Origin of the sequence: Salmonella enterica subsp. enterica serovar Typhimurium str. LT2, from assembly GCF_000006945.2 — a bacterium.
GTDB lineage: Bacteria > Pseudomonadota > Gammaproteobacteria > Enterobacterales > Enterobacteriaceae > Salmonella > Salmonella enterica.
In genome coordinates this window covers 2,866,871-2,887,382 of the sequence record NC_003197.2, presented here as the reverse complement: position 1 = coordinate 2,887,382, position 20,512 = coordinate 2,866,871, and the positions used below count along the sequence as shown (strand labels likewise).

Below are 20,512 nucleotides of genomic sequence, written 5' to 3'. Positions count from 1 at the left end.
CCGGTGATATCACGGAGGCTGTTCATTGTCCCTCCATGTTTTTATTGTTATTCTCGAATAAATCGTAAGTTATATCCCAATTATTATTAACTATTTGAGGCGAGTGTGTAGCAATAATTATTTTAGAGAACTCATTAAGTTTTTGTATTCTTGCTATTGAATCAAGAAATTCTTTTTGCCAAGCAACATGTAAAGAGATTTCTGGTTCATCAATAAGAATTACTGAATTTTGTTTAGCTTTGAATATAAGATCAAAATAGATGACTATTTGGTTTTGCTCACCTGAAGATAAGTTACTTAATGATATTCTTTCTCCATTATCACTTTGAAAATAAAATCCATGCTCGTTACTGATCTTGATTTCTTTAAATGCAAGCATTTTTTCGTTCAATAAATTAACAAATAAATTTATTTTTTCAAATAATTCTTCATAAGGTGATAGTTTTTCTAAAGCATCTGAAATATACAGATTTAAAACGGTTGAGTACTCTTTTCCTAATGTTGCATTGCTGAATTTTCTAGGGATAAAAGTATCTTCAGACTTTATTATCCCGAACTTCATAAAAAGTTCTCTTTTTCTCTGAATGCCTATCAATCTGTCATTGATAGAAGTTGAAGATATATTTTCGTTAATGCTATCAAATAATCTTGCTGGAAATGTGGAGTCAAGTCTTTGGCTTATTTGTGCTGATTCCTCAGCAGCTCTTTTTATCAACTCAAGAAGGAAATTTGCTTGTGACTCGATTGCTGATTTTTCATTTTTTATATTCTCTATCCTTTGCGCTTTGATAAAAGTTAACTCTGCATTAGGAATGGATTTATCCAAGAAATCACTTTTATGATGCTTTTCTTTATGAAGTTTTATTTTTTTAATTTTATAGTAATTTAATATTTCCTCATGATTGTAAGATTTTAGTATAGGATCAGAATCTATGTTGTCACAGATTAATAGTTTATTATATATTTCATCAAAATAATCGACGTCAAGTTCTTTGTTTTTATTTAGAGTGAATACTTCCTGTCGTTTTTTATCGTTTACATAATCGACTACCGTAACTGCAACATTCTTATTTTTTTGTTTCTCTATACATAGTAATATGGTGTCAAGTTCAAATTTTATTTCTTCAAATCGCAAATCAAAGAAAAAATCTATATTTTTATTTAAAATGTTGTCAATTATCTTTAAAAGCATGGTTTTTCCGTAACCATTTGGTCCGGTAATAATAATTGTTTCTGAGTTCCCTAAATCAATATCATAGTTTAAAATTCCGAACAAATTATTTACAGATATTCTTCTGAGTTCCATTGCAGTTCTCGACTTTTTATTAATGTTAGCAATGATTATATTATGAATATAAGATAAGGGGAATAGTTAATGATATCAATATATTAAATTGTTACTGTAACGTGAAATCTCGCTTCTAAGCGCTTGAAATGTACGTTGTTGTTATTGCTTCAACTTCGTATGTTGTTTATGTTTCGGAATTTTTCGGGCAAGTCCGTTCCCCTTCTTCTCCCTTCCTTTCAGCCTTTGCCTTTTCACTCCCTTTTCGCCATTTTCATTCATTCTGTTTTTGAGGTGGTACAGGTGGGACAAGTGGTACAACCGCGCCAGCCGTGGCTTTGCGCTGTACCACCTGAAAAATGCCAGTCGGAAAAGTGGGACAGATTTAGCAACGGCTGTCCCACCCTGTACCACTTTTTTTTAATCAAATTCTCTAAGGTGGGACGCTGTAACCCTCGCCAGCTCTGCGTGTACCACTTGTCCCACCCTGTACCACCTTTTTTTAAGACACGTTAGACTGCACTCAGATACTGAGGATGCGGGAGGTAAGCCGGTAAACCCTGGTTTTGCCGATCTCCGGCAGGCGAACCTGCGACTGGTATTTCCCGTCGCTGCCGGGCTGCAGGCATTCTGCTTCCTGGCATAATCTGGCCGCCCTGGCGGGACTGAATCCCCGGCATATTTCCCGCCAGCCCTCCGGCAGGATGAAGAACAGTGTGTGTTCCTCGCCCGTCAGCGGATCTTTTTCCACCCGGCGAAAGCCTGCCATATTCAGCGGGCGGTCCGGGCCATCCCACGAGGCAAAGCGGCTGTACTGGTGCGCGGTGATAAACCGTTTGATCTGCGCCAGCACGCCTTCATCTTCCTGGTTGGCAATATGGCCGCGCTCGTTCAGCCAGGCGTGCAGGCAGATCTGCACCGCCTCATACGCCGTGCCTTTCTGCCAGCCCGTGATGCCGTGCAGCGTCGCTATCTCTCCGGCCGCCGCCAGCAGGGCAAAACGGGCCACGATGCGCTGCACCTGGTTTCCAGCGTTGTCCGGCATCAGGGCGTTCTGGTAGCGGCGAAGTAACTCTCTCGCTAGCGTGGTGCTGGCGTCTTGGTCGTGGGTGAGGAAGGCCAGCCAGGCACGAAAGGCGGTGCCGTGAAAGCGGGCCACCCTGTCGCAGAGGGTATCGGCGAACTGCTGGCCGCTGGCAAAGCCGTGTAGTTGCTCAAACGCGCCATGCTGCCCGGTGTCGCTGGGGATTTGTACCATGCGCACGTCCATCCCGGCGTAGATACGCTCCCCGGCGCGTTCGGTGTGTTCCGCCAGCGACAGCTCCCCGGTGGAGAACAGCAGCAGCGTCCAGTGCCTGCGGTTGCGTACCTCGCCGTCGGTGCGGGCGCGCCCCTTGCCCTGGCCGTTTGCCAGCATATAGGCAATCATCCCGGCTTCACGCGGATCCACTTCGCGCAGTTCATCGAGCGGCAGCAGGGCATCATTGTGGCGACTGGCAATTCCCTCCAGCGCATTCCCGGTGGCCCGCCAGGAGTGCCAGTAATCCGTGCCACCGCAGACGGAAGCGGCCACTTTCATCACCGTGGTCTTGCCATCGGTGGACTCACCGCGCAGGTGGAAACCCCCGCCACCCGTTCCGGTCAGGCGCAACAGCGGGGCGGCCAGCGCACAGCAGACGGCAAAGACCAGACGCGAGTTGCCTGCACAGAGTGCGGCGACCTGCTCCTGCCACTCTGCCAGCGTCCCTGCCTGCGCAAAGCCACCAGTCAGGTAGTGGCTGCCCTGAAGGATGACATTGTCGCCATCGGGACCGATAACTTCATCCGGGAGCACGTATACCCCGTTGTGCCAGCCGGTTTTCTCCACGCAGGTGACCCGGCGTCCGGGGAGTGACCGTGAGATGTATTCGCACAGCAGGCTGCGCAGGGCGGGGCGGGTGGAGATATTGGTCAGACCGTTCTCCAGCAGGATGCGCCGCAGCTCCTCGCCGTTGCCGCTGAGCATCGCCATCGGCATGGCCCAGCGCCGCAACTGCCCGGTGGTGGTGTGCCATTCCAGCAGTCGGCCATAGCTGCCGTCATGGCTGTCGCAGGTGATGGCGGTGACGCGCAGAGGGGAACAGATGCGCTGGGGCTGGACGTCGCTTTCGCCGTCGCGCCGTTCGGTGAGCTTGTCAAACCACAGCGCCTCTTCATCGAGGCGGAAGTGATCCGGCAGGATATCGGAAGGCCTTTCCTGTCGCAGGCGTTCAAGCTGCCCGGTCCAGTTCTCCAGTAACTCACCGTCAGGGCTCATCAGCCGGGCCATCTGCACACCCGCGTGCGCCAGTTTTACGGCAATTTTCAGCAGATCTTCTTCACTGATATCGCCGGTGCGAAGTACCCGGACGTAGAGCGTGTCGGGCCTGATAATGGTCAGATTGCTCAGATCGGCCAGTTCATTCGGGCCGAGTACCATCGGAGGAACATCATCTTCCCGGTCGGGATCTTTTCGCCACACGCGTGAGGTTTCCCATGCCAGGCTTCCGGCAAGGATCACCACTTCGAGCGTGCGGTCCGGAGACTGCTTACAGAGAAAGGGCGCGCGTTTCATGATGGGGTATCAGTCGGCTCATCCCTGAGCGTGGATTAACGGATGACGGTGCGGCGCTGTTGCCACTGACGGATTTCCGCAGCATCGAAGACCACCAGTCGGGAAGAGAGGTGGACGGGGCGGGGAAAGTCGGTGTCTTTAATCAGGCGGTAAACCGATGATTCACTCATCGCCAGAAACTGGACCACCTGCCGCATACGCACGTTGCCGCTTTCGGGAAAAGCATCGTTACTGTCAGCACGGATTTTCATGATTGCACCTCACGGGAACAGAGTGTCGAGGCGGTTATAGCGCGGAACGGGGAGGGGAGGTATAGGTCCGGGTGAAAAAGTTAAGTCCGGATAGAAAGTAAAGAGTCCGGGAAGATTTTCTTTGCCATCAAAACTGATGGTGTTAGATTAATTTATTGAAAATAAATGGTTTTTATCCAGTTGAGCTCCGTCGAGATAATATTTGCTATGGTTAACGAATGGCAACGCACGACTACAAACACTTCACAATAGCTGCCGCTATCTCATCGTCAGTTGTAAGCGAGGAAGCTGTTAACTGTTCTAACCACTGATGATGGCATTACTTAAGTTGCGGTGTGTTAATCAACAGGGGCAGTCAGAAGAACTAACAATTTAATATTTTCTGTTATTGTGGTAACGCCAAGTTTCATATAACTTAGATAAGTAAATGTTGTTGAATTTACTCTAATTATGCAAGGTTTGACTATGGATGATATCTCATTATCTATTGCTAGAAACATGTTTCATCTCCAAGTCTATGAGTCTGACGGAGTTCGCTTTGAGGACTTGTTTTCAAAAATAATGTACTATAAGTCGCCAGATTTTCAGCAGGTGAAGCCTTATGGAAATATTGGAGACAGAAAGAATGATGGTTTTATTAAGGGGCAGGGGGTATATTATCAGGTGTATGCACCAGAAGATGCATCTAATAATGTACTAGCTGCTGTTAATAAAATAAAAGATGATTTTGAAGGGTTAAGGGATTACTGGCATGATATATGTCCTATTAAAAAATATTACTTTGTCTTAAATGATAAATATAAGGGTTCCTTACCGCAGTTGCACAAGGAATTAATTGTTTTGCAAAGTGATTTTAACTTAATTGATACTGGAGTTATTGTAGCGAAAGATCTTGAACGTGAACTTTTCAACTTACCAGATGACATGATTCGTTCAGTTGTTGGGCACCTGCCAGACATTGATCATGAAGAATATATGTTTGTATCTGGCTTTACTTGTTTCATCTCTGCTTGGATTAATTTTGAAAAAATTGCAAGGCATAAGGTTTTTTCGGCTAAACAACCTAATCGCCCTCTTTTTATAGGGAAAGTAGTCAATGCTTTAGTAAAAAACAAAATAATTTCTAGGCAAGATGCAACTTTTATTAAAAAAATTACTGAGGTTAGAAATAGTCTTGTACATGGGGTTTCGATGTTAGTCCCTAAGAAGAATGAAATCGATATGTTAATTTTCATTACTGAAAAAATAAAACCAGCTGGTGTATGTAGGCTAGATTAAATTTAATGAGTGAATTGATAGAATATATGTTTATTTTTTACTCCGATTGTGACTGGATAAAATACTACGATGGAAACTCCTAATGGCCGCATTACAACGATTGTGACCTGTTCATTAACGGAGAGCAGGTCAATTACAATTGGGGAGAGTACCCAGTTACTATAGCCTATCTGCAGATAGCATCCCTAACCTGATAACCTCCGCTTAAGCGGAAATCAGCAGCCTACATCAGTTTGTCGAAAGATGCCGATCTGGCAGCAAAAGGCGGTGACATCTTATCGTTACAATTTCGGTACAACTGATTGGCCCGTTTTTTCTAATGGCATTAAAGCATTCAACTGGAAATCTCGCTGTTGCTGTATCTTATCTCTGCAAGCGCAGCAGAGTTATAATCAACTGAATGATCGACGCGTAATGTAGAATTATCAAAAAAGTCAACACCCGACATAATCATATTGCCGATATTCTCTCGCTGTTTGTCACTGAGGCTGTCCCACCACTCAGGAGATGAGTATGTATTTTCAGCTTTTGTGAAGAAAAAATACAGGAGGGTGTTGAAAATCCTGTCAGTTTGAACCTTAATTAGTGATCGCACAAAACGTCTGATAATTGCTGAAGTTCCCAGCCAACTGAACACTACATATCCCTTACCTTCGCTGGAAAAAGCATTGAAGCAGACCTGTTCCGCCGACACGGTAAGATCGTTCAAATCCTGAATTTTGGTCCCATCAAAATCCCTCTCCGGTGAAAGAATTGACGAAACCGCAATGGGTAATGGTTCTGAAAACGTGAAGACAACACTTTCAATTTCTGAAAACTGTCTGTTAAGCAGAATGCGGTCGAGGCTAGTTTTAAGATTATTTAGTTCAGTTATTGCTGCATTCAAACCGCTTTGATGCAGGCTGACAAATTCCTGAATATAGACTTGTTCGGCCTGTAACTTTCCTTTATCGGCATTTTTAGCAAAATCGGAAGACCGTCTTCCCCCCTCCTTGGCGTAAATTTCTTTAGATAACGAACGAAACATTAGGGCAAAACACTGCTCATCCGTGCCTGTAAATTTTTCGTTCTCTAGACATGAAAATAATATTCTGTCATGAACTGCACAAAATCCGGTAAAAGTGGATGCCTGATTGATACCAATCTTCTCTGGAACCCATCTTCCGTTGTTTTTTATCAGGCTCGGCAGGTTCATTACCACTCCCATAACATGATTACTAGAGTCGGCGATCGCCTTAAGGCTACTGCTCTTAGAAAGCGTGTGCGCCTGAACGATACGTTTGTCACAATCTTCGTGCATGGATGCTGGTGCATAACACGCCTTTCTCTGCGAATTAGACTTTGAAAATTTCAGGGCTTCGGCTTTAGATACCGGCATTTCACGGTCTCGATCGAGATGGCATTTTTTATACTTAAGTCCTGATTTGCACCAGCATTTATCATTTCTTCCTAACTTCACCTTATCGTTTTCCACGAAATTAATACTCCCTGACAAAACATTCACTGAAAAATAGGGGTAATTTACCACTCCAGTAGGTAAAAGATCACCTGCTATATGCTAAGCAATAAATCTTCCTAGCATCATAATCCCTCTCTATCTCAAATCAGGAGTTAACTATGTGCGGAGGAGTGGCTAAATTAGGTAGCCAATATACATGAATTTACCTACTAATAATGGATACACGTATATAAGTGAGCCCCACCCTCAACCTGAGGTCGCTCAATCATGACAGTACAACATCAACCCGCATTAATGACCAATATCCGTAGATTAAATGTTACACAAGCAACGTCCCCCTTGATTAAGGATAGCGTTGCATCAACCTATTGAACTCACAGGACGAAGCAGACTATACGTCTGAGCTTTCAGATTTTATTCGGTTCGCTGCATCTTACACAGATATCAATTACCTATACTCACTTTTCTCTTTCCATCTTCAACACCTCATAAAATGTCCCCCGTCCAAGCCCATCCGACGGCAATTCCTGTTCCTTAGCCAGCGTCTTCAGCTTTCGAAGTATCTGGTCAGAAGCCGGTTTATCCGACGTCCCATAACGCCCATCAGTCTCCTCAACCAGAAGCTGAACCAGCAGCCAGCAGAGTCGGGCAGTATTCTCCCGTGCTTTGTCGCGCTTATGCATTCCACGCAGGGAAGGTTGTGTTGAAGCCGTGAGATCCGGTAGTGCGTCGTCGCCGAGCGTCTTCAGCCACTTGCGGCCACGGCTATTACGCGACAGTTTCATCACCGCCTTCAGGCTACGGTCTTTTACTTCTGACGGCGTCAGTTCGTCATCAATAAGCCGCCAGGCCAGGGCAAACATCTCATCGGCATAGAACATGCGCTTGTTCGCCGGGGCACTGACCATGCCTGTTGCCTTAATGGTCCGGCTGATGGCGTCGTGCAGGATACGGTAGTTTTCCTGATGTTCTTCCGGCAGGGCGTTTGCAGGTTGGGAAGCATCGAGGCCTAGAAGCAGAAGGGCGAGATGCCGCGCTTCCAGAAGCGGCATATCACATTCCCGTTCAAACAGATTCTGACGAATGGGACTGGTCACATTATTCTCCTTCCACGATTTGCAGCGGTTCTTCTGCACCGAGCAGCGCCTGCCGTCTGGCGGCATCAACGTAGTTTCCCCACCACTGCATCAGCGGTCGCCTTTGTTCCAGATAGTCGCTGCGGTTGTAGGCCGCTTCGATCTCGTCTTCTTTCTGGTGTGCCAGCACAGATTCCAGGACTTCACGGGGAAAATGACCTGCGCCTGCGGTCCTGGCGGCTGCGCATGCCGTGGGCGACCAGTTCGCCGCCGAACCCCATGCGGATAAGCGCGGCGTTCGCGGTCTGCTGGTGCATATGCTCCAGTGGTTTGCGGATGCTGGGGAAGACCCACGGACGATGGCGGCTGACGGGCTCCATGATCTGAAGAACGCGCAGCGCCTGTTTGCTAAGCGGCACCGTGTGCGAACGGTTCATCTTCATAAAGGTATCGGGGATGCGCCATTCTGCTTTTTTCATGTCGATGTCGCACCAGCGGGCGCTGACGGCCTCGCCGGGGCGAACCCAGGTCAGTAGCTCCCATTCGATAAGGCAGCGGGTTTCCTTGCGGATAGAAGCGTTCTGTAGCGCCAGCATTAGCCTGCCCAGTTCACTGGGGTGAAGGGCGGGCATGTTCTGCTTTTTTGGTTTCTTGAAGCGGGCGACCAGGTTGTCAGCCGGATTGAATTCGATGAGCTCTTCGGAGATGGCAAAACGGAAGATTTCATTAAGCCGTGAGATGACTCGCCGCAGCGTTTCGAGGATGCCCTGTTCTTCCAGCGGGGTGAGGTGTTCCTTGAGCATCTTCGGGCGGATCTCGGTAACGGGTGTGTTACCCAGAGAGGGGAAGACGTGCATCTCCAGCGAGCGCCAGACATCTTTGGCGTGATCTTCGCTAAGATCGCTGGTCCGTTTCTTCTCTTTGAGCCACTGTTCCGCAACTTTTTCCAGCGTGCATTCATTCTGGATGCGTTTTTCTTCAGCTATTCCTGCTAAGTGTTGACGGGGATCGATGCCCTGATAGAGCAGTCGTCTGTATTTCGTGCGAGTTTCGCGAGCCATGGCCAGTGTAACGACCGGGTAAGGGCCAAGGCTGGTTTTGGTGCGCTTTTTGGTGACGGGATGATAATACTCGAAATGCCAGGCCTTCCTCCCTGAAGTCTTAACCAGCAAGTACAGGCCTTCACCGTCCCGTAGCTCATAGTCTGTGCTACGGGGCTTCGCGCCAGCGATCTCCACATTTGTTAAGGGTTTCAGTTGGTTAGGCATGTTTTAGCACCACGCTTTTTTAGCCCCACGATACCGTGGTGCTAAACATGGTGCCAAAAGCTCAAGATTCATACAGAGATCATGACCACACATGCAACAAAAAAGCCTGCAACTCATTGAAGTTACAGGCTTTTTTAAGGTTCATGATGCATCATGAATGAATGTTTGGTGGAGCTGGCGGGAGTTGAACCCGCGTCCGAAATTCCTACATACCATTTTTAGTATAGTAAAAACAGTGTATTGCGTTTAAAAACAGCGGGTTAATATTATTCAGTGTTCGTCCGTTTTACGCGTTTTTAGTGCCCTGCCGCCAAAATGCCGCCATAAATTAGCGTTTCCAATTGAGGTTGTGAAGCGGGTTTTTCGTCACTGCGTCTTCGAGGTGGTCAGGGGCAAAGTGAGCGTAAACCATCGTCATTTTTATATCTGCGTGGCCCAGAATATCGCGCAGTACCAGTATGTTTCCGCCGTTCATCATAAAGTGGCTGGCGAAGGTATGGCGCAGCACGTGGGTGCATTGGCCTTCTGGTAGCTCAATACCAGCTCTTTTTACTGCACGCTCAAAAGCTTTTCTGCATGGCGTGAATAGCTTCCCTCTGTTTTTGGGGAGTTCGTCATACAGATCCTGAGATATTGGCACGGTACGGTTTTTCTTGCCCTTCGTCTTGGTATAAGTGATGCGGTATTTTGATAGCTGATGGCCCTGCAGGTTTTCAGCTTCACTCCATCGGGCGCCAGTTGCCAGGCATACTTTTGCAATCATCAGCAAACTGGGACTCTGAGAATCAGCACAGGCATCCAGTAGACGTTTAATTTCTTCCGGTGCCAGGAACGCCAGTTCGCCCTCTGCGATTTTGAATGTTGGCAGCCCAGCGAGCGGGTTGGGTGCTGACCAGTGGCCCAGCTTTTTCAGTGTGCCAAAAACAGATGATAGGTTACGTTGTTCAAGGTTTACCGTACGGGGCTTAACTGGCGACATAAGCACGCCATCTTCATTTTTTACTTCGCCTTTTAACCGTGCCTCCCTGTATTTCGTAAAATCGCCTGCGGTTAACTCTGAGGCAATGGGATCGCCCAAGCCATTACAAATAATGCTGAGTTTTGCCATCAGGCGTTTGGGGTCTGCCAGCGTCTGCCCATAAAGTGAATGCCACTGATCAATCACTTCTGACAAATGCCGCCGATCTTCCTTCTCCCCCAGCCACGGTTTTTTGTTCACCTCATCCATGGTGTGGTTTTCGAATGCTATGGCCTCGCCTTTAGTCGCAAATTGCTTGCGTACACGTTTGCCATCCCGTCCGTTCGGGTAGCATTCACACAACCATTTTCCGTTAGGCTGTTTTCTGATGCTCATAAGTTAGAGGCTCTTGATTACTTTGACTGCACGCCCGATAGCTTCAATGTCGTCGACCGAGCATTCAAATGATGTTTCATCTTGGTGAACTACAATTTTGTTGCCTGGAACGCGAGCGATTTTGACGATGCTTTTAACTCCGTCCATATCGACTAACCAGAAGCCATTACTGACTTGTTTAACAGACGTATCCACAACAAAGCTATCAGTAGCTGTTTTTACAAATAAAGAGTTGGATGAGTCACCATCGAGCAGTCTGCTATCAAGAAGAATTTCATCACTTGGCTGCAGTTCACCGTTCTTCAGTTCAACATGTTTGATGCTAGGAGCAACAATTTTAGAAAGTGGTCTTACCGTGACGGAGGTTTCGTTTTTGAGATTTCTTTCTTCGTTCTCACACGCATACATATCTCCTTGTCCCGTAGCCAGCCATAGAAGGGAAATTCCTGTTTCAAGAGCGCATTGAATTACCCATTCAGCAGGGAAACTATCCCTTAAGTATCTGTTAGCCATAGTGCTTTTTGATACTTCCAGATGTTCGCAGAGCTGCTGTCGTGAGCTGAAATTGTAAGCCTTAATAAGCCTGTTAATCGCATCGCGCCCACCACTATCATTCCCCGCCTTGATTAAACTCATAATCAAACCTCTTGACGTATATAAAAAGTGATCTTAATATCCATTCATGGTTTGAAAAGCAAAACCAAACCACATAAAACAAGATAAAACGAACCCAAACTAAGAGATACTGCACTATGAGTACTGATATTTCAATTCGTGTACCAAAAGAGATGGCAACGCCTGCTGAGTTCGCGGAGTGGGAAGGTATCTCCCGTGGCTCTGTGTATCAAAAAATTCACCATGGTCAGCTTGCTAAGTACATGGTGAAGAAAGAAAAAAATAAAGGACGTGTAAGCCTGCGGTACCTGATGTACAAAACCGACCAGGTTCGTGAGTCTCTTGGTCATTCCAACTTCCGCGTCATTGTTGGTTAGTAAGTTCGATTATGAGAACTTTCTAAGGGGCTTGCATGTTTGATTATAAGATTTCCAAACATCCACACTTTGACGAAGCCTGCCGGGTTTTCGCGCTGCGTCACAACATGGCGAAGCTGGCAGAACGCGCGGGAATGAAAGTCCAGACGCTGCGTAACAAGCTGAACCCGGAACAACCGCATCAGCTCACGCCGTCGGAGATCTGGCTGCTTACCGATCTTACTGAGGACTCTACGCTCGTTGACGGTTTTTTGGCTCAGATTCACTGCCTGCCATGCGTACCGATGAACGAAGTGGCAAAAGAGAAGCTGCCACATTATGTCATGAGCGCTACTGCTGAAATCGGACGTATTGCTGCCGGTGCTGTATCGGGTGATGTGAAAACTACTGCAGGCCGCCGCGATGTTATCAGTAGCATCAACTCTGTTACTCGCTTAATGGCACTGGCTGCCGTTTCCATACAGGCACGTTTGCAGGCTAACCCGGCGATGGCAAGCGCGGTGGATACCGTGACGGGCCTCGGCGCTTCATTCGGTCTGATCTGAGGTGGCTATGCTGACTAGAGAACCATCTTTTGCATCACTTCTCGTTAAGCAAAGCCCAGCAATGCACTACGGTCACGGCTGGATTTATTTACCTTGCGGAAAAAAGTGGCATCCATGTATTGAACTGTCTCCCCGGCAGCAGGCTGTCCGGGGAATAGGTAAAAAGAGATTGCTACAACGTCTAAGTTTTAACGTGGCAGGCATCCTGCAAACCAGGCGAAAAGCTTTTCCTGGAAGCTGAGCTTAGTGTCGTCAGACCGACCACATGCAATAGCTGCTCTTTTGTAGGCTGGATTTAACAAAGAACCGAAAGGTGCGGAATCAGAGTGATGCAGTGTTTTCAATTTTTGTGCAATCAGTTCCGGGGTCAATTCATCCCCAGCATAAAGCAATTCACCGTACTGACGGCTTTGTACGCTAGCACGCTCGGAAATAATTGCGGGTTGCCACACAAGTTGAATTGTTGCGATTACAACAACGGGCAAAGCGAATACCCATTCCAGCCCGGTATCGGCTATGACAGCAGTACCGCTAATAATCTGAATAGCAGTCATCAATTTGTCAGCCCTACCGTGAAGTGTCGCTGTCATAAGCTCAAGGTAATAGCAGTAATGCAACTGGAAATATTCGGAGCTTTGTTTAGTCATGCCGGATTCCTATTTTTTATCTTGCCCCGGTTCTGGCTTAGGTGCAGGGGCAGGACGAGGCAATACATGGAAGTTGTCAGAGTCTGACATCAGGTTTCTCCTTCGAGGGGTAGGTGATTGTTGGCGCAAATAGTCTACCACTAAGGCACGCGCCGGGCGTGTGAAAAAATTCCCGGCACAACTTCAAATAGGTATATGTACGACGAGATAGGAGGGAGAATGGCTATTGATGGCCCGGTGGCGACAGTTCCACTAAGCCCCGGCAAACGCCTGGATGGGTTGAATCATATTGCTGAATTACGCGCAAAAGTGTTCGGCCTGAATATTGAGTCGGAGCTTGAAAGGTTCATTGAAGATATGCGCGACCAAAGGGATGTTAACAATAAACAAAATGAGAGGGCACTGGCAGCCATATTCTATATGGCAAAGATTCCAGCAGAACGTCATAGCGTCAATATTAGTGATCTGACTACTGACGAAAAGCGGGAACTGATTAAAGCAATGAATCATTTTCGTGCAGTGGTGAGCTTATTTCCAAAACGGCTAACTATGCCGAATTAACCCACAACAGAAATTAATGGCGTAAACCCGCCGGGCTTCTTATTGCCCAAATTCAGGAGAAACAACAATGCGAAATATTGAAACCCGTATCACTAAAACCGGACCAGATGATGCTGGCCTTAATCAGCTGCTGACTGATGCGCGCATGGAAGAACGCCGTGGACGCGCTGATTTGATGGCAGCACGTCTGGACTCTTTGGCTGCCCATATCGTGTCACGTCAGCTTAACCACACGGAAGCGGCTGAGCTGCTGCGTCAAGAAGCGGTGAAGATTCAGAACGAAGCGCAGGAGATCCACTGATGGCTGATTCAATGGACCTCGTACAGCAGCGCGTTGAAGAAGAACGCCAGCGCCACATCCATACCGCCCGCAATAAAACGCCGGGCGTTTCCCGTGTTCTCTGCATTGATTGCGATGCACCGATCCCGCCAGCACGCCGCCGCGCCATTCCGGGCGTGCAGTGCTGCATCACCTGTCAGGAAATCGCAGAGCTGAAAGGCAAACACTACAACGGAGGTGCTGTATGAGCACCATCCTGAAATGGGCGGGTAATAAAACCGCCATCATGGCAGAACTGAAAAAACACCTCCCAGAAGGCCCGCGACTGGTTGAACCTTTCGCGGGTTCATGCGCTGTGATGATAGAGACAGACTATCCTCATTATCTTGTCGCGGATATTAATCCAGACCTGATTAATCTCTATCAGGTGATTAAGAATGATGTTGAATACTTCATCAAAGAGGGCAGATATCTTTTTGAAGCCCGTAATGATCCAGAGGCATATTATAAGACGAGACAGGAGTTTAACTTGCGCCATGGTGGCGCAATTGAACGGGCATTGTATTTCTTATATTTAAATCGCCATGGTTATCGCGGACTGTGTCGCTATAACTTGGACGGTTATTTTAATGTTCCTTACGGTAATTATAAAAAGCCGTACTTCCCTGAAAACGAAATACGTGCATTTGCAGAAAAAGCAAAACGCGCAACGTTTATCTGCGCCAGCTATGACGAGACACTGGCACTGCTGCAAACGGGTGATGTTGTCTATTGCGATCCACCATATGACGGCACGTTTAACGGATATCACACAGCTGGTTTTACAGAGAATGATCAGTTCCATCTGGCGTCTATTCTTGAACGCCGGTCATCAGAAGGTCATCCGGTTATCGTGTCCAACAGCGATACGTCTCTGACCCGTTCGCTTTATCGTGATTTTACTCGCCATCGTATAACCGCTAAGCGCAGCATGGGCGTGGCTGCCGGTGATAGTAAAACTGCAGTAGAAATCATCGCCACAAAATCAGCATGCTGGTTTGGTGTTGATTTGGCGTCTGGTCCTGATATCTCGGTAGAAACTGAGGTGCGGGCGTGGCAGTGAGTAAATTCACATTACATAATGCACCAACCACCGGCGGTTCGAATGAGGCCGCCGTGGTCTTTCCATGGAATACCCCAAAAAAAGCGGTTAACCCGTATCTGGACCCAGCGGAAGTTGCGCCGGAGTCTGCGCTTTCAAACCTGATCGCTCTTTACGCTGCGGATAACGAGCAGGAGCAGTTGCGCCGTGAGACGCTGAGCGATGAGGTCTGGGAACGCTATTTCTTCAATGAATCCCGTGATCCTGTCCAGCGTGAAATAGAGCAGGATCGGCTGATTAGCCATGCCAAAACGGCGCGTGAGCAGCAACGTTTTAATCCCGATCTGGTCATTATTGCCGACGTGGGCGCCCAACCGGCGCATATCAGCAAGCCGCTACTTGAACGGATTAAATATTTCCATAGCCTGGGCAGAGCAAAAGCTTATTCCCGCTACCTGCGCGAAACAATCAGGCCGTGTCTTGAGCGGCTGGAGCGCGTGCGTGACAGCCAGGTGTCTGCGTCTTTCCGGTTCATGGCGAGCCACGACGGGCTGGAGGGGCTGCTGGTACTCCCTGAAATGAATCAGGATCAGGTCAAACGCCTATCCACGCTGGTTGCGGCACATATGAGCATGTGTCTTGATGCGGCCTGCGGTGATCTGTTTGTCAGTGACGATGTTAAACCAGAAGAAATCCGCCAGGCATGGGAAAGGGTTGCTGCAGAAGCCATGCGCCTTGAGGTCATTCCGCCAGCCTTTGAGCAGTTGCGCCGCAAAAAGCGCCGCCGTAAGCCGGTGCCTTATGAACTGATCCCACCGTCGCTGGCCCGTATGCTGTGCGCGGACTGGTGGTGTCGCAAATTGTGGCAGATGCGCTGCGAGTGGCGGGAGGAGCAGTTGCGCGCCGTCTGCCTGGTCAACAAGAAAGCCTCACCGTATGTCAGCTACGAAGCCGTGATCCACAAACGCGAGCAGCGCCGCAAATCGCTGGAGTTCTTCCGCTCGCATGAGCTGATCAACGAAGACGGCGACACGCTGGACATGGAAGACGTGGTGAACGCCAGCAACAGCAACCCGGCGCACCGCCGTAATGAAATGATGGCCTGTGTTAAGGGGCTGGAGCTGATCGCGGAAATGCGCGGAGACTGCGCGGTGTTTTATACCATCACCTGCCCGTCACGCTTCCACGCAACTCTCAACAACGGCAGGCCTAATCCGAAGTGGACCAGTGCCACGGTCCGGCAGAGCAGTGACTATCTGGTTGATACATTCGCCGCTTTCCGCAAGGCCATGCACAAGACCGGGCTGCGCTGGTACGGCGTCCGCGTTGCAGAGCCGCACCATGACGGCACCGTGCACTGGCATCTTCTGTGCTTTATGCGCAAAAAAGACCGTCGTTCCATCACCGCGCTGCTGCGTAAGTTTGCCATCCGTGAAGACCGCGAGGAGCTGGGCACCAATACCGGGCCGCGCTTCAAGTCCGAGCTAATCAACCCGCGCAAGGGCACGCCGACAAGCTACATCGCCAAATACATCAGTAAGAACATCGACGGGCGCGGGCTGGCTAAAGAAATCAGCAAAGAAACCGGCAGACCACTGCGTGATAGCGCCGAGCATGTCAGCGCCTGGGCGTCGCTGCACCGTGTCCAGCAATTTCGTTTCTTTGGTATTCCGGGGCGTCAGGCATACCGCGAGCTGCGCTTGCTGGCAGGTCAGGCGGCGAGAGTACAAGGCGAACGCAAAGCGGGTGCGCCGGTACTGGATAATCCGCGTCTGGATGCGGTACTGGCAGCTGCGGATGCAGGTTGCTTTGCCACCTACATCATGAAACAGGGCGGTGTACTGGTTCCCCGCAAACATCACCTTGTCCGCACAGCTTATGAGCTTAACGACGAACCGAGCGCCTACGGCGATCACGGTATCCGTATCTATGGCATCTGGTCCCCGATTGCAGAGGGCAAGATTTGCACGCACGCGATGAAGTGGAAAAAGGTTCGTAAGGCCGTTGACGTTCAGGAGGCGGCAGCCGACCAGGGCGCTTGCGCCCCTTGGACTCGTGGCAATAACTGTCCCCTTGCTGAAAATTTGAACCAACAGGAGAAAGATAAATCAGCTGATGGGGGCACCAGAACGGACATTACCCGCATGGATGACAAGGAATTGCACGATTACCTGTACAGTATGAGCAAAAAAGATCGCCGGGAGCTGGCAGCAAGGTTGCGCCTGGTTAAACCGAAAAGGCGTAAAGACTACAAACAGCGAATTACAGATCATCAGCATCAGCAGCTCGTCTATGAACTGAAGTCCAGAGGATTTGATGGCAGCGAGAAAGAAGTCGATTTGCTCCTTCGCGGTGGCAGTATTCCATCAGGAGCAGGCCTGCGTATCTTCTATCGGAACCAGCGTCTGAAGGAAGATGATAAGTGGCGGAACCAGTATTAATTACGCGGGTTAACAATTCGTGCTCTTAATAATACCAGGCATATCAGGCTGATGAACGTAAAAAACGTTTTACATCAGTAAGATTATTATATACTGTAAATATAAACAGTGGTTATATGTACAGTATTGCTTGTGGTGTCATAGGAGGAAAGATGCAGGACTATTTTTTGGAGTCTTTGAAGCTCCAGCGCATTGATTTTTTTCTTAAGCTTGTAGCGGCTAGTGAGTGTAGTGATGAAGAGAAGGGGCTGGCCCTGCAGTGGGTTTCTGAACTGACAGATGAACTCATGGCAAAAATCAGAACCCACGAATACAACCGCTCAATGGATGTCATCAATTGAGGTGACTTTTATGCGCATTGAAATAATGATCGATAAAGAGCAGAAGATTAGCCAGTCTACCCTGGACGCCCTTGAATCCGAGCTTTACCGCAATCTGCGCCCCCTGTATCCCAAAACGGTAATTCGTATCCGCAAAGGTAGCTCTAACGGTGTGGAACTGACCGGATTGCAACTGGATGAAGAAAGAAAACAAGTGATGAAAATTATGCAGAAGGTGTGGGAAGACGACAGCTGGCTACATTGATTTTGTCAATAGACGCTTGTTTTTACTAATCAAAAAGGGTTACATATGAGTGAGAGGCGATGTCAATCAGATATCGCCTTGTTTTTCGTCAAGAAAAGAATAATAGGCTAAAAATGAAAATTAATAATGTAGCGTTAACAATATCTCTTGCTGTAATCCTAACTGGTTGCGTGCCACATGCTTCTAACCGAAATATCACTGCTATTGAAGTGGTGAAGCCTGCTATTGGGCAAAGTGCTACCGCCTACATGGGCGATCCCATTATCACATCTGCTACTGGATTTAAAACGGACGTACTAGAACTTGGTGCGGCTAATGGTGCATTGTCTTCTATCGCTGCTGGTACATATTGCAGTGAGGGGAATGGAATTTACCGCAATTATCATAACCCTCAAGCTGTTGCGTTAAAAAATCTCTATGGGCAAATCGGTAACTATGTTGATTATGTTAGTTACGATGCTGCAAAAAATGAGATATCACCGCCAAATGGCACTTCTTATTCTGCATCAGAAATTTCTATCAAACGTGTTCCTGATGGACTGTGTCGAGTGAGTAACTCATTGGTTAAGACTATCGAATACAATGGAAATGCAGGCGGTGTAATGAAGTTCACCTATCGTGAATTTGCAAACGATATGGCTCGTGCAGCATTTACAACAGATTTTTCTGTAGATTCTAAGGGAAGTGATGTTATCGCTTACAAAGGTGCCAAGTTCAAAGTGAACAAGGCTGATAACTCGTCTATTTCTTATACAATTATTTCTGGCTTTGACAAGGCTGTCACGTTCTAGGTTTCACGCTTACGGACTATGTTACGATTTTGCACATTCTGCATAAACGCGCATGTCTATGCTGCATGAGATCGCATGATCGTTTGAGGATCTTTTGTGTTAAGGCCCGCCAGTTCTGGCGGGCTTTTGCGTAGATCATGCAGGTGCATGAAAACCACTACATAAAGCGGGCAGGCGTGGCGGGGATACGAGCGCGCGCAAGCATGTCAAAAGATGAAATCAAGTGGTACGATAAGAAAAATTCGTCATTTCGCAAAGGGATGTCTCATGCATAGAATTGTTAAGGCTCATCTTGATAGCTTCGTAAAGAGTTACGGTATTGAAAATCATGAAGAGGATGTGCAGTTCGAGTTGTTCTGTAACAAAGCCATGCTATCTTCTCGAATCAGTATGGATTTTGAAATAGATGATGTAACGACCGGAGCTGGTGATGATGGCATGGATGGTATTGCTATCATAATTGACGAAGAGTTATGCATCTCTCCGGAAGATGCGTCTTCTATTTTTTCCTCTCAACGTAAAAATCACGATGTCGATATCGTTTTTATACAATCAAAGCGTAGCGAATCATTTGATTTAGGCGATTTTTTAAAATTTAAAGCATCTGTTTTTAGATTCATTGATGAGTCTCCATACTCTTGTTTAGATGATATCCAAAAAAATGCACATGAAGTATTTGACGTGGTGATAAAAAATGTTCCTAAGATAAGAGGCGGCCGCCCAAGTTTTACCGCTAAATATGTTGCCACAGGAATATATAAGAGCCCTAGAGAGTTAGAGTCCGCGCGAAAACTTTTTATAAAAGAAATCGAAGAATTAGGTTATTTTTGTAATGTTAGTGTTGAGTTTGTAGATCGTGATGAATTAACTAGGACTTGGATTGATACATACTCTGTGGTTAATGCTGAATTGCCATTGTTTAGTAATGCTCCTCTACCAAAAATTAATGGGATCGAAGAGGCTTATCTTGCGGTTGTAAAAGCAAAGGATTTTGTTAGTAATCTTTTAATGACGGAGGAGGGTTCTCTTCGTAATCATGTTTTTGTTGAGAACGTCCGAGCTTTCTTGGGAATAGACAACCCTGTTAATGCGTCGATTGCTGAGACAATTAAAGATAGAGATGCGGCCTCAAGATTTCCTGTTCTTAATAATGGGATTACCATAGTAAGCCCAGATGTAAAGCTTCAAGGCAGTATATTGCATTTGGAAAATTTTCAAATAGTCAACGGTTGTCAAACATCTAACGTACTTTATGAGTGCCGTGATTCATTAGATGATACTATGATGGTTAATTTGAAGGTTGTTGAAACATTGAATGAAGATGTTTTTTCAGAACTAGTTCGTGCCACTAACAGCCAAACTAAAGTTGACGAAACACAATTCTATTCTCTTCGTCCAATAATTAAAAAAGTCGAAGCGTACTTTGACACATATGAAGGACAAGACGGCCGCTTATATTTAGAAAGACGTGAAAGACAATTTATCGGTAGAGATATACCTGCAGTAAGGGTGTTTTCAGTTCATATGGCGGCTAAATGTGTCGCAGCTATGTTTTTCCGTCGGCCAGATCTTTCATACAGATACCCAAAGCGAATGTACGAATTACTGGCTGAGAAAATATTTTCTAATGACACGAAAGAAATTGTATTTTATGCGGCATGTCTAACGTTATATAGACTTCACTTGCTTACATCGAATGCAGATATCCCACAAAACATTAGGAAGTATAAATGGCATCTAATGGCTGTTGTTTGCGTGTTAATTGCTGGAAAGGACATTCCAAAGTTTGGCTCAAAGAAAATGGATATTTATTGTAATAAAATTATAACTGAGATGACAAAACATGGAGATAAAATAAAGGCAACCTTTCAAAGAGCTGTCGATATTGTTTTGTCGATCGATGACATTACGGATGATAGAATGAAAAGGCAAGCGATTTTAGACGAGATGCTTGCCAAGATTTAGTTTCATAAGATATTGGTTTCTAGTTATCTTTAGCGCTGGATATATTATGAGGTGAGTGCC

General features: G+C 47.0%; 22 protein-coding genes, 1 pseudogene and 17 other annotated features. Of the genes and pseudogenes, 14 read left to right on the top strand and 9 right to left on the bottom strand.

All coding sequences use genetic code 11. The annotated features are described in order from the left end of the window. Positions 1-22: 22 nt before the first annotated feature. The 3 genes from STM2746 to STM2744 all read right to left on the bottom strand — a co-directional run bounded on the left by STM2746 (position 23) and on the right by STM2744 (position 4,136). The gene (locus STM2746) for a putative excinuclease ATPase subunit (RefSeq protein NP_461673.1) occupies positions 23-1,310 on the bottom strand. Within the gene, positions 23-1,306 belong to an annotated coding region; the region does not span the whole gene. Next, positions 1,305-1,310, bottom strand: a ribosome-binding site (putative RBS for STM2746; RegulonDB:STMS1H002825). (Overlaps the previous gene by 6 nt.) Positions 1,311-1,808: 498 nt before the next feature. Then, positions 1,809-3,878 (bottom strand): putative inner membrane protein, encoded by a 2,070-nt coding sequence (locus STM2745; RefSeq protein ID NP_461672.1) that lies wholly within the window; start codon positions 3,876-3,878, stop codon positions 1,809-1,811. A 35-nt stretch (positions 3,879-3,913) separates the two neighbouring features. Then, the gene (locus STM2744) for a putative cytoplasmic protein (protein ID NP_461671.1) occupies positions 3,914-4,136 on the bottom strand. Within the gene, positions 3,914-4,129 belong to an annotated coding region; the region does not span the whole gene. Beyond that, positions 4,131-4,136 (bottom strand) — a ribosome-binding site (putative RBS for STM2744; RegulonDB:STMS1H002824). It overlaps the preceding gene by 6 nt. A gap of 443 nt (positions 4,137-4,579) precedes the next feature. Between STM2744 and STM2743 the strand changes: the two genes are divergently transcribed. Further along, the gene (locus STM2743) at positions 4,580-5,407 is read left to right on the top strand and encodes a putative cytoplasmic protein (protein ID NP_461670.1); all 828 of its coding nucleotides are present in this window, start codon (positions 4,580-4,582) and stop codon (positions 5,405-5,407) included. A gap of 334 nt (positions 5,408-5,741) precedes the next feature. Here STM2743 and STM2742 read toward each other — a convergent pair whose 3' ends face one another. From STM2742 to STM2738, 5 genes are all read right to left on the bottom strand, one after another. Then, positions 5,742-6,935: a putative cytoplasmic protein gene (locus tag STM2742; RefSeq protein ID NP_461669.1), complete on the bottom strand. Its 1,194-nt coding sequence runs from the start codon at positions 6,933-6,935 to the stop codon at positions 5,742-5,744. A gap of 389 nt (positions 6,936-7,324) precedes the next feature. Next, positions 7,325-7,922 (bottom strand): putative periplasmic protein gene (locus tag STM2741; protein NP_461668.1). Within the gene, positions 7,325-7,918 belong to an annotated coding region; the region does not span the whole gene. Beyond that, positions 7,917-7,922, bottom strand: a ribosome-binding site (putative RBS for STM2741; RegulonDB:STMS1H002823). It overlaps the preceding gene by 6 nt. Before the next feature lie 223 nt (positions 7,923-8,145). Further along, the gene (locus tag STM2740; RefSeq protein ID NP_461667.1) for a Fels-2 prophage protein occupies positions 8,146-9,223 on the bottom strand. Within the gene, positions 8,146-9,210 belong to an annotated coding region; the region does not span the whole gene. Then, positions 9,218-9,223, bottom strand: a ribosome-binding site (putative RBS for STM2740; RegulonDB:STMS1H002822). Its footprint overlaps the gene before it by 6 nt. A 315-nt stretch (positions 9,224-9,538) precedes the next feature. After that, complete coding sequence (locus STM2739) at positions 9,539-10,564, bottom strand: Fels-2 prophage protein (protein ID NP_461666.1); 1,026 nt, start codon at positions 10,562-10,564, stop codon at positions 9,539-9,541. Between the two features lie 3 nt (positions 10,565-10,567). Continuing rightward, positions 10,568-11,206, bottom strand: a protein-coding gene (locus tag STM2738; RefSeq protein ID NP_461665.1) for a Fels-2 prophage protein. Within the gene, positions 10,568-11,200 belong to an annotated coding region; the region does not span the whole gene. Then, positions 11,201-11,206: a ribosome-binding site (putative RBS for STM2738; RegulonDB:STMS1H002821), on the bottom strand. Its footprint overlaps the gene before it by 6 nt. A gap of 107 nt (positions 11,207-11,313) precedes the next feature. After that, positions 11,314-11,319: a ribosome-binding site (putative RBS for STM2737; RegulonDB:STMS1H002820), on the top strand. On the opposite strand from STM2738, the gene STM2737 reads away from it, so the two are divergent. The 3 genes from STM2737 (at position 11,314) to STM2735 (ending at position 12,342) form a co-directional block, all read left to right on the top strand. After that, positions 11,314-11,556 (top strand): Fels-2 prophage protein gene (locus STM2737; RefSeq protein NP_461664.1). Within the gene, positions 11,317-11,556 belong to an annotated coding region; the region does not span the whole gene. It overlaps the preceding feature by 6 nt. 29 nt (positions 11,557-11,585) lie before the next feature. Further along, positions 11,586-11,591, top strand: a ribosome-binding site (putative RBS for STM2736; RegulonDB:STMS1H002819). Continuing rightward, the gene (locus STM2736; protein NP_461663.1) for a Fels-2 prophage protein occupies positions 11,586-12,101 on the top strand. Within the gene, positions 11,592-12,101 belong to an annotated coding region; the region does not span the whole gene. Its footprint overlaps the feature before it by 6 nt. Continuing rightward, positions 12,102-12,107: a ribosome-binding site (putative RBS for STM2735; RegulonDB:STMS1H002818), on the top strand. It abuts the gene before it with no gap. Beyond that, positions 12,102-12,342, top strand: a protein-coding gene (locus STM2735; protein NP_461662.1) for a Fels-2 prophage protein. Within the gene, positions 12,109-12,342 belong to an annotated coding region; the region does not span the whole gene. Its footprint overlaps the feature before it by 6 nt. Here the strand turns inward: STM2735 and STM2734 are convergent. Further along, positions 12,290-12,754 (bottom strand): Fels-2 prophage protein gene (locus STM2734; RefSeq protein ID NP_461661.1). Within the gene, positions 12,290-12,748 belong to an annotated coding region; the region does not span the whole gene. The two genes, STM2735 and STM2734, sit on opposite strands and share 53 nt — an antisense overlap. Next, positions 12,749-12,754: a ribosome-binding site (putative RBS for STM2734; RegulonDB:STMS1H002817), on the bottom strand. (Overlaps the previous gene by 6 nt.) A 206-nt stretch (positions 12,755-12,960) precedes the next feature. Beyond that, positions 12,961-12,966, top strand: a ribosome-binding site (putative RBS for STM2733; RegulonDB:STMS1H002816). Here STM2734 and STM2733 point away from each other — a divergent pair. From STM2733 to STM2724, 10 genes and pseudogenes are all read left to right on the top strand, one after another. Then, positions 12,961-13,309 (top strand): Fels-2 prophage protein gene (locus tag STM2733; protein ID NP_461660.1). Within the gene, positions 12,968-13,309 belong to an annotated coding region; the region does not span the whole gene. Its footprint overlaps the feature before it by 6 nt. A gap of 59 nt (positions 13,310-13,368) precedes the next feature. After that, positions 13,369-13,374, top strand: a ribosome-binding site (putative RBS for STM2732; RegulonDB:STMS1H002815). Then, the gene (locus STM2732) for a Fels-2 prophage protein (RefSeq protein NP_461659.1) occupies positions 13,369-13,610 on the top strand. Within the gene, positions 13,377-13,610 belong to an annotated coding region; the region does not span the whole gene. Its footprint overlaps the feature before it by 6 nt. Then, positions 13,602-13,607: a ribosome-binding site (putative RBS for STM2731; RegulonDB:STMS1H002814), on the top strand. It overlaps the preceding gene by 6 nt. Next, the gene (locus tag STM2731; RefSeq protein ID NP_461658.1) for a Fels-2 prophage protein occupies positions 13,602-13,837 on the top strand. Within the gene, positions 13,610-13,837 belong to an annotated coding region; the region does not span the whole gene. The genes STM2732 and STM2731 overlap by 9 nt, the downstream gene beginning before the upstream one ends. After that, positions 13,827-13,832: a ribosome-binding site (putative RBS for STM2730; RegulonDB:STMS1H002813), on the top strand. (Overlaps the previous gene by 6 nt.) Continuing rightward, the gene (locus STM2730; RefSeq protein ID NP_461657.1) for a Fels-2 prophage protein occupies positions 13,827-14,691 on the top strand. Within the gene, positions 13,834-14,691 belong to an annotated coding region; the region does not span the whole gene. Before STM2731 ends, STM2730 begins: the two co-directional genes overlap by 11 nt. Next, positions 14,675-14,680, top strand: a ribosome-binding site (putative RBS for STM2729; RegulonDB:STMS1H002812). Its footprint overlaps the gene before it by 6 nt. After that, positions 14,675-17,111 (top strand): Fels-2 prophage protein gene (locus STM2729; RefSeq protein ID NP_461656.1). Within the gene, positions 14,682-17,111 belong to an annotated coding region; the region does not span the whole gene. Before STM2730 ends, STM2729 begins: the two co-directional genes overlap by 17 nt. Before the next feature lie 145 nt (positions 17,112-17,256). After that, positions 17,257-17,262: a ribosome-binding site (putative RBS for STM2728; RegulonDB:STMS1H002811), on the top strand. Beyond that, positions 17,257-17,452, top strand: a protein-coding gene (locus STM2728; RefSeq protein ID NP_461655.1) for a Fels-2 prophage protein. Within the gene, positions 17,264-17,452 belong to an annotated coding region; the region does not span the whole gene. (Overlaps the previous feature by 6 nt.) Beyond that, positions 17,386-17,391 (top strand) — a ribosome-binding site (putative RBS for STM2727; RegulonDB:STMS1H002810). (Overlaps the previous gene by 6 nt.) Continuing rightward, positions 17,386-17,696 (top strand): Fels-2 prophage protein gene (locus tag STM2727; protein ID NP_461654.1). Within the gene, positions 17,391-17,696 belong to an annotated coding region; the region does not span the whole gene. Before STM2728 ends, STM2727 begins: the two co-directional genes overlap by 67 nt. A gap of 53 nt (positions 17,697-17,749) precedes the next feature. Beyond that, positions 17,750-17,755, top strand: a ribosome-binding site (putative RBS for STM2726; RegulonDB:STMS1H002809). Further along, the gene (locus tag STM2726) for a Fels-2 prophage protein (protein NP_461653.1) occupies positions 17,750-18,487 on the top strand. Within the gene, positions 17,756-18,487 belong to an annotated coding region; the region does not span the whole gene. (Overlaps the previous feature by 6 nt.) Before the next feature lie 65 nt (positions 18,488-18,552). Then, positions 18,553-18,689, top strand: a pseudogene (locus tag STM2725) (pseudogene; in-frame stop following codon 22). Between the two features lie 11 nt (positions 18,690-18,700). Further along, positions 18,701-20,452, top strand: a complete 1,752-nt coding sequence (locus tag STM2724; protein NP_461652.3) for a Fels-2 prophage protein — start codon at positions 18,701-18,703, stop codon at positions 20,450-20,452. The last annotated feature ends 60 nt before the right edge of the window (positions 20,453-20,512 follow it).

Excerpts from the sequence above, each read along its gene's own strand:
- STM2746 (NP_461673.1), bottom strand. The coding sequence starts at position 1,306 with ATGGAACTCAGAAGAATATCTGTAAATAATTTGTTCGGAATTTTAAAC.
- STM2745 (NP_461672.1), bottom strand. The coding sequence starts at position 3,878 with ATGAAACGCGCGCCCTTTCTCTGTAAGCAGTCTCCGGACCGCACGCTC.
- STM2744 (NP_461671.1), bottom strand. The coding sequence starts at position 4,129 with ATGAAAATCCGTGCTGACAGTAACGATGCTTTTCCCGAAAGCGGCAAC.
- STM2743 (NP_461670.1), top strand. The coding sequence starts at position 4,580 with ATGCAAGGTTTGACTATGGATGATATCTCATTATCTATTGCTAGAAAC.
- STM2741 (NP_461668.1), bottom strand. The coding sequence starts at position 7,918 with ATGCCGCTTCTGGAAGCGCGGCATCTCGCCCTTCTGCTTCTAGGCCTC.
- STM2740 (NP_461667.1), bottom strand. The coding sequence starts at position 9,210 with ATGCCTAACCAACTGAAACCCTTAACAAATGTGGAGATCGCTGGCGCG.
- STM2739 (NP_461666.1), bottom strand. The coding sequence starts at position 10,564 with ATGAGCATCAGAAAACAGCCTAACGGAAAATGGTTGTGTGAATGCTAC.
- STM2738 (NP_461665.1), bottom strand. The coding sequence starts at position 11,200 with ATGAGTTTAATCAAGGCGGGGAATGATAGTGGTGGGCGCGATGCGATT.
- STM2737 (NP_461664.1), top strand. The coding sequence starts at position 11,317 with ATGAGTACTGATATTTCAATTCGTGTACCAAAAGAGATGGCAACGCCT.
- STM2736 (NP_461663.1), top strand. The coding sequence starts at position 11,592 with ATGTTTGATTATAAGATTTCCAAACATCCACACTTTGACGAAGCCTGC.
- STM2735 (NP_461662.1), top strand. The coding sequence starts at position 12,109 with ATGCTGACTAGAGAACCATCTTTTGCATCACTTCTCGTTAAGCAAAGC.
- STM2734 (NP_461661.1), bottom strand. The coding sequence starts at position 12,748 with ATGACTAAACAAAGCTCCGAATATTTCCAGTTGCATTACTGCTATTAC.
- STM2733 (NP_461660.1), top strand. The coding sequence starts at position 12,968 with ATGGCTATTGATGGCCCGGTGGCGACAGTTCCACTAAGCCCCGGCAAA.
- STM2732 (NP_461659.1), top strand. The coding sequence starts at position 13,377 with ATGCGAAATATTGAAACCCGTATCACTAAAACCGGACCAGATGATGCT.
- STM2731 (NP_461658.1), top strand. The coding sequence starts at position 13,610 with ATGGCTGATTCAATGGACCTCGTACAGCAGCGCGTTGAAGAAGAACGC.
- STM2730 (NP_461657.1), top strand. The coding sequence starts at position 13,834 with ATGAGCACCATCCTGAAATGGGCGGGTAATAAAACCGCCATCATGGCA.
- STM2728 (NP_461655.1), top strand. The coding sequence starts at position 17,264 with ATGCAGGACTATTTTTTGGAGTCTTTGAAGCTCCAGCGCATTGATTTT.
- STM2727 (NP_461654.1), top strand. The coding sequence starts at position 17,391 with ATGAACTCATGGCAAAAATCAGAACCCACGAATACAACCGCTCAATGG.
- STM2726 (NP_461653.1), top strand. The coding sequence starts at position 17,756 with ATGTCAATCAGATATCGCCTTGTTTTTCGTCAAGAAAAGAATAATAGG.
- STM2724 (NP_461652.3), top strand. The coding sequence starts at position 18,701 with ATGAAATCAAGTGGTACGATAAGAAAAATTCGTCATTTCGCAAAGGGA.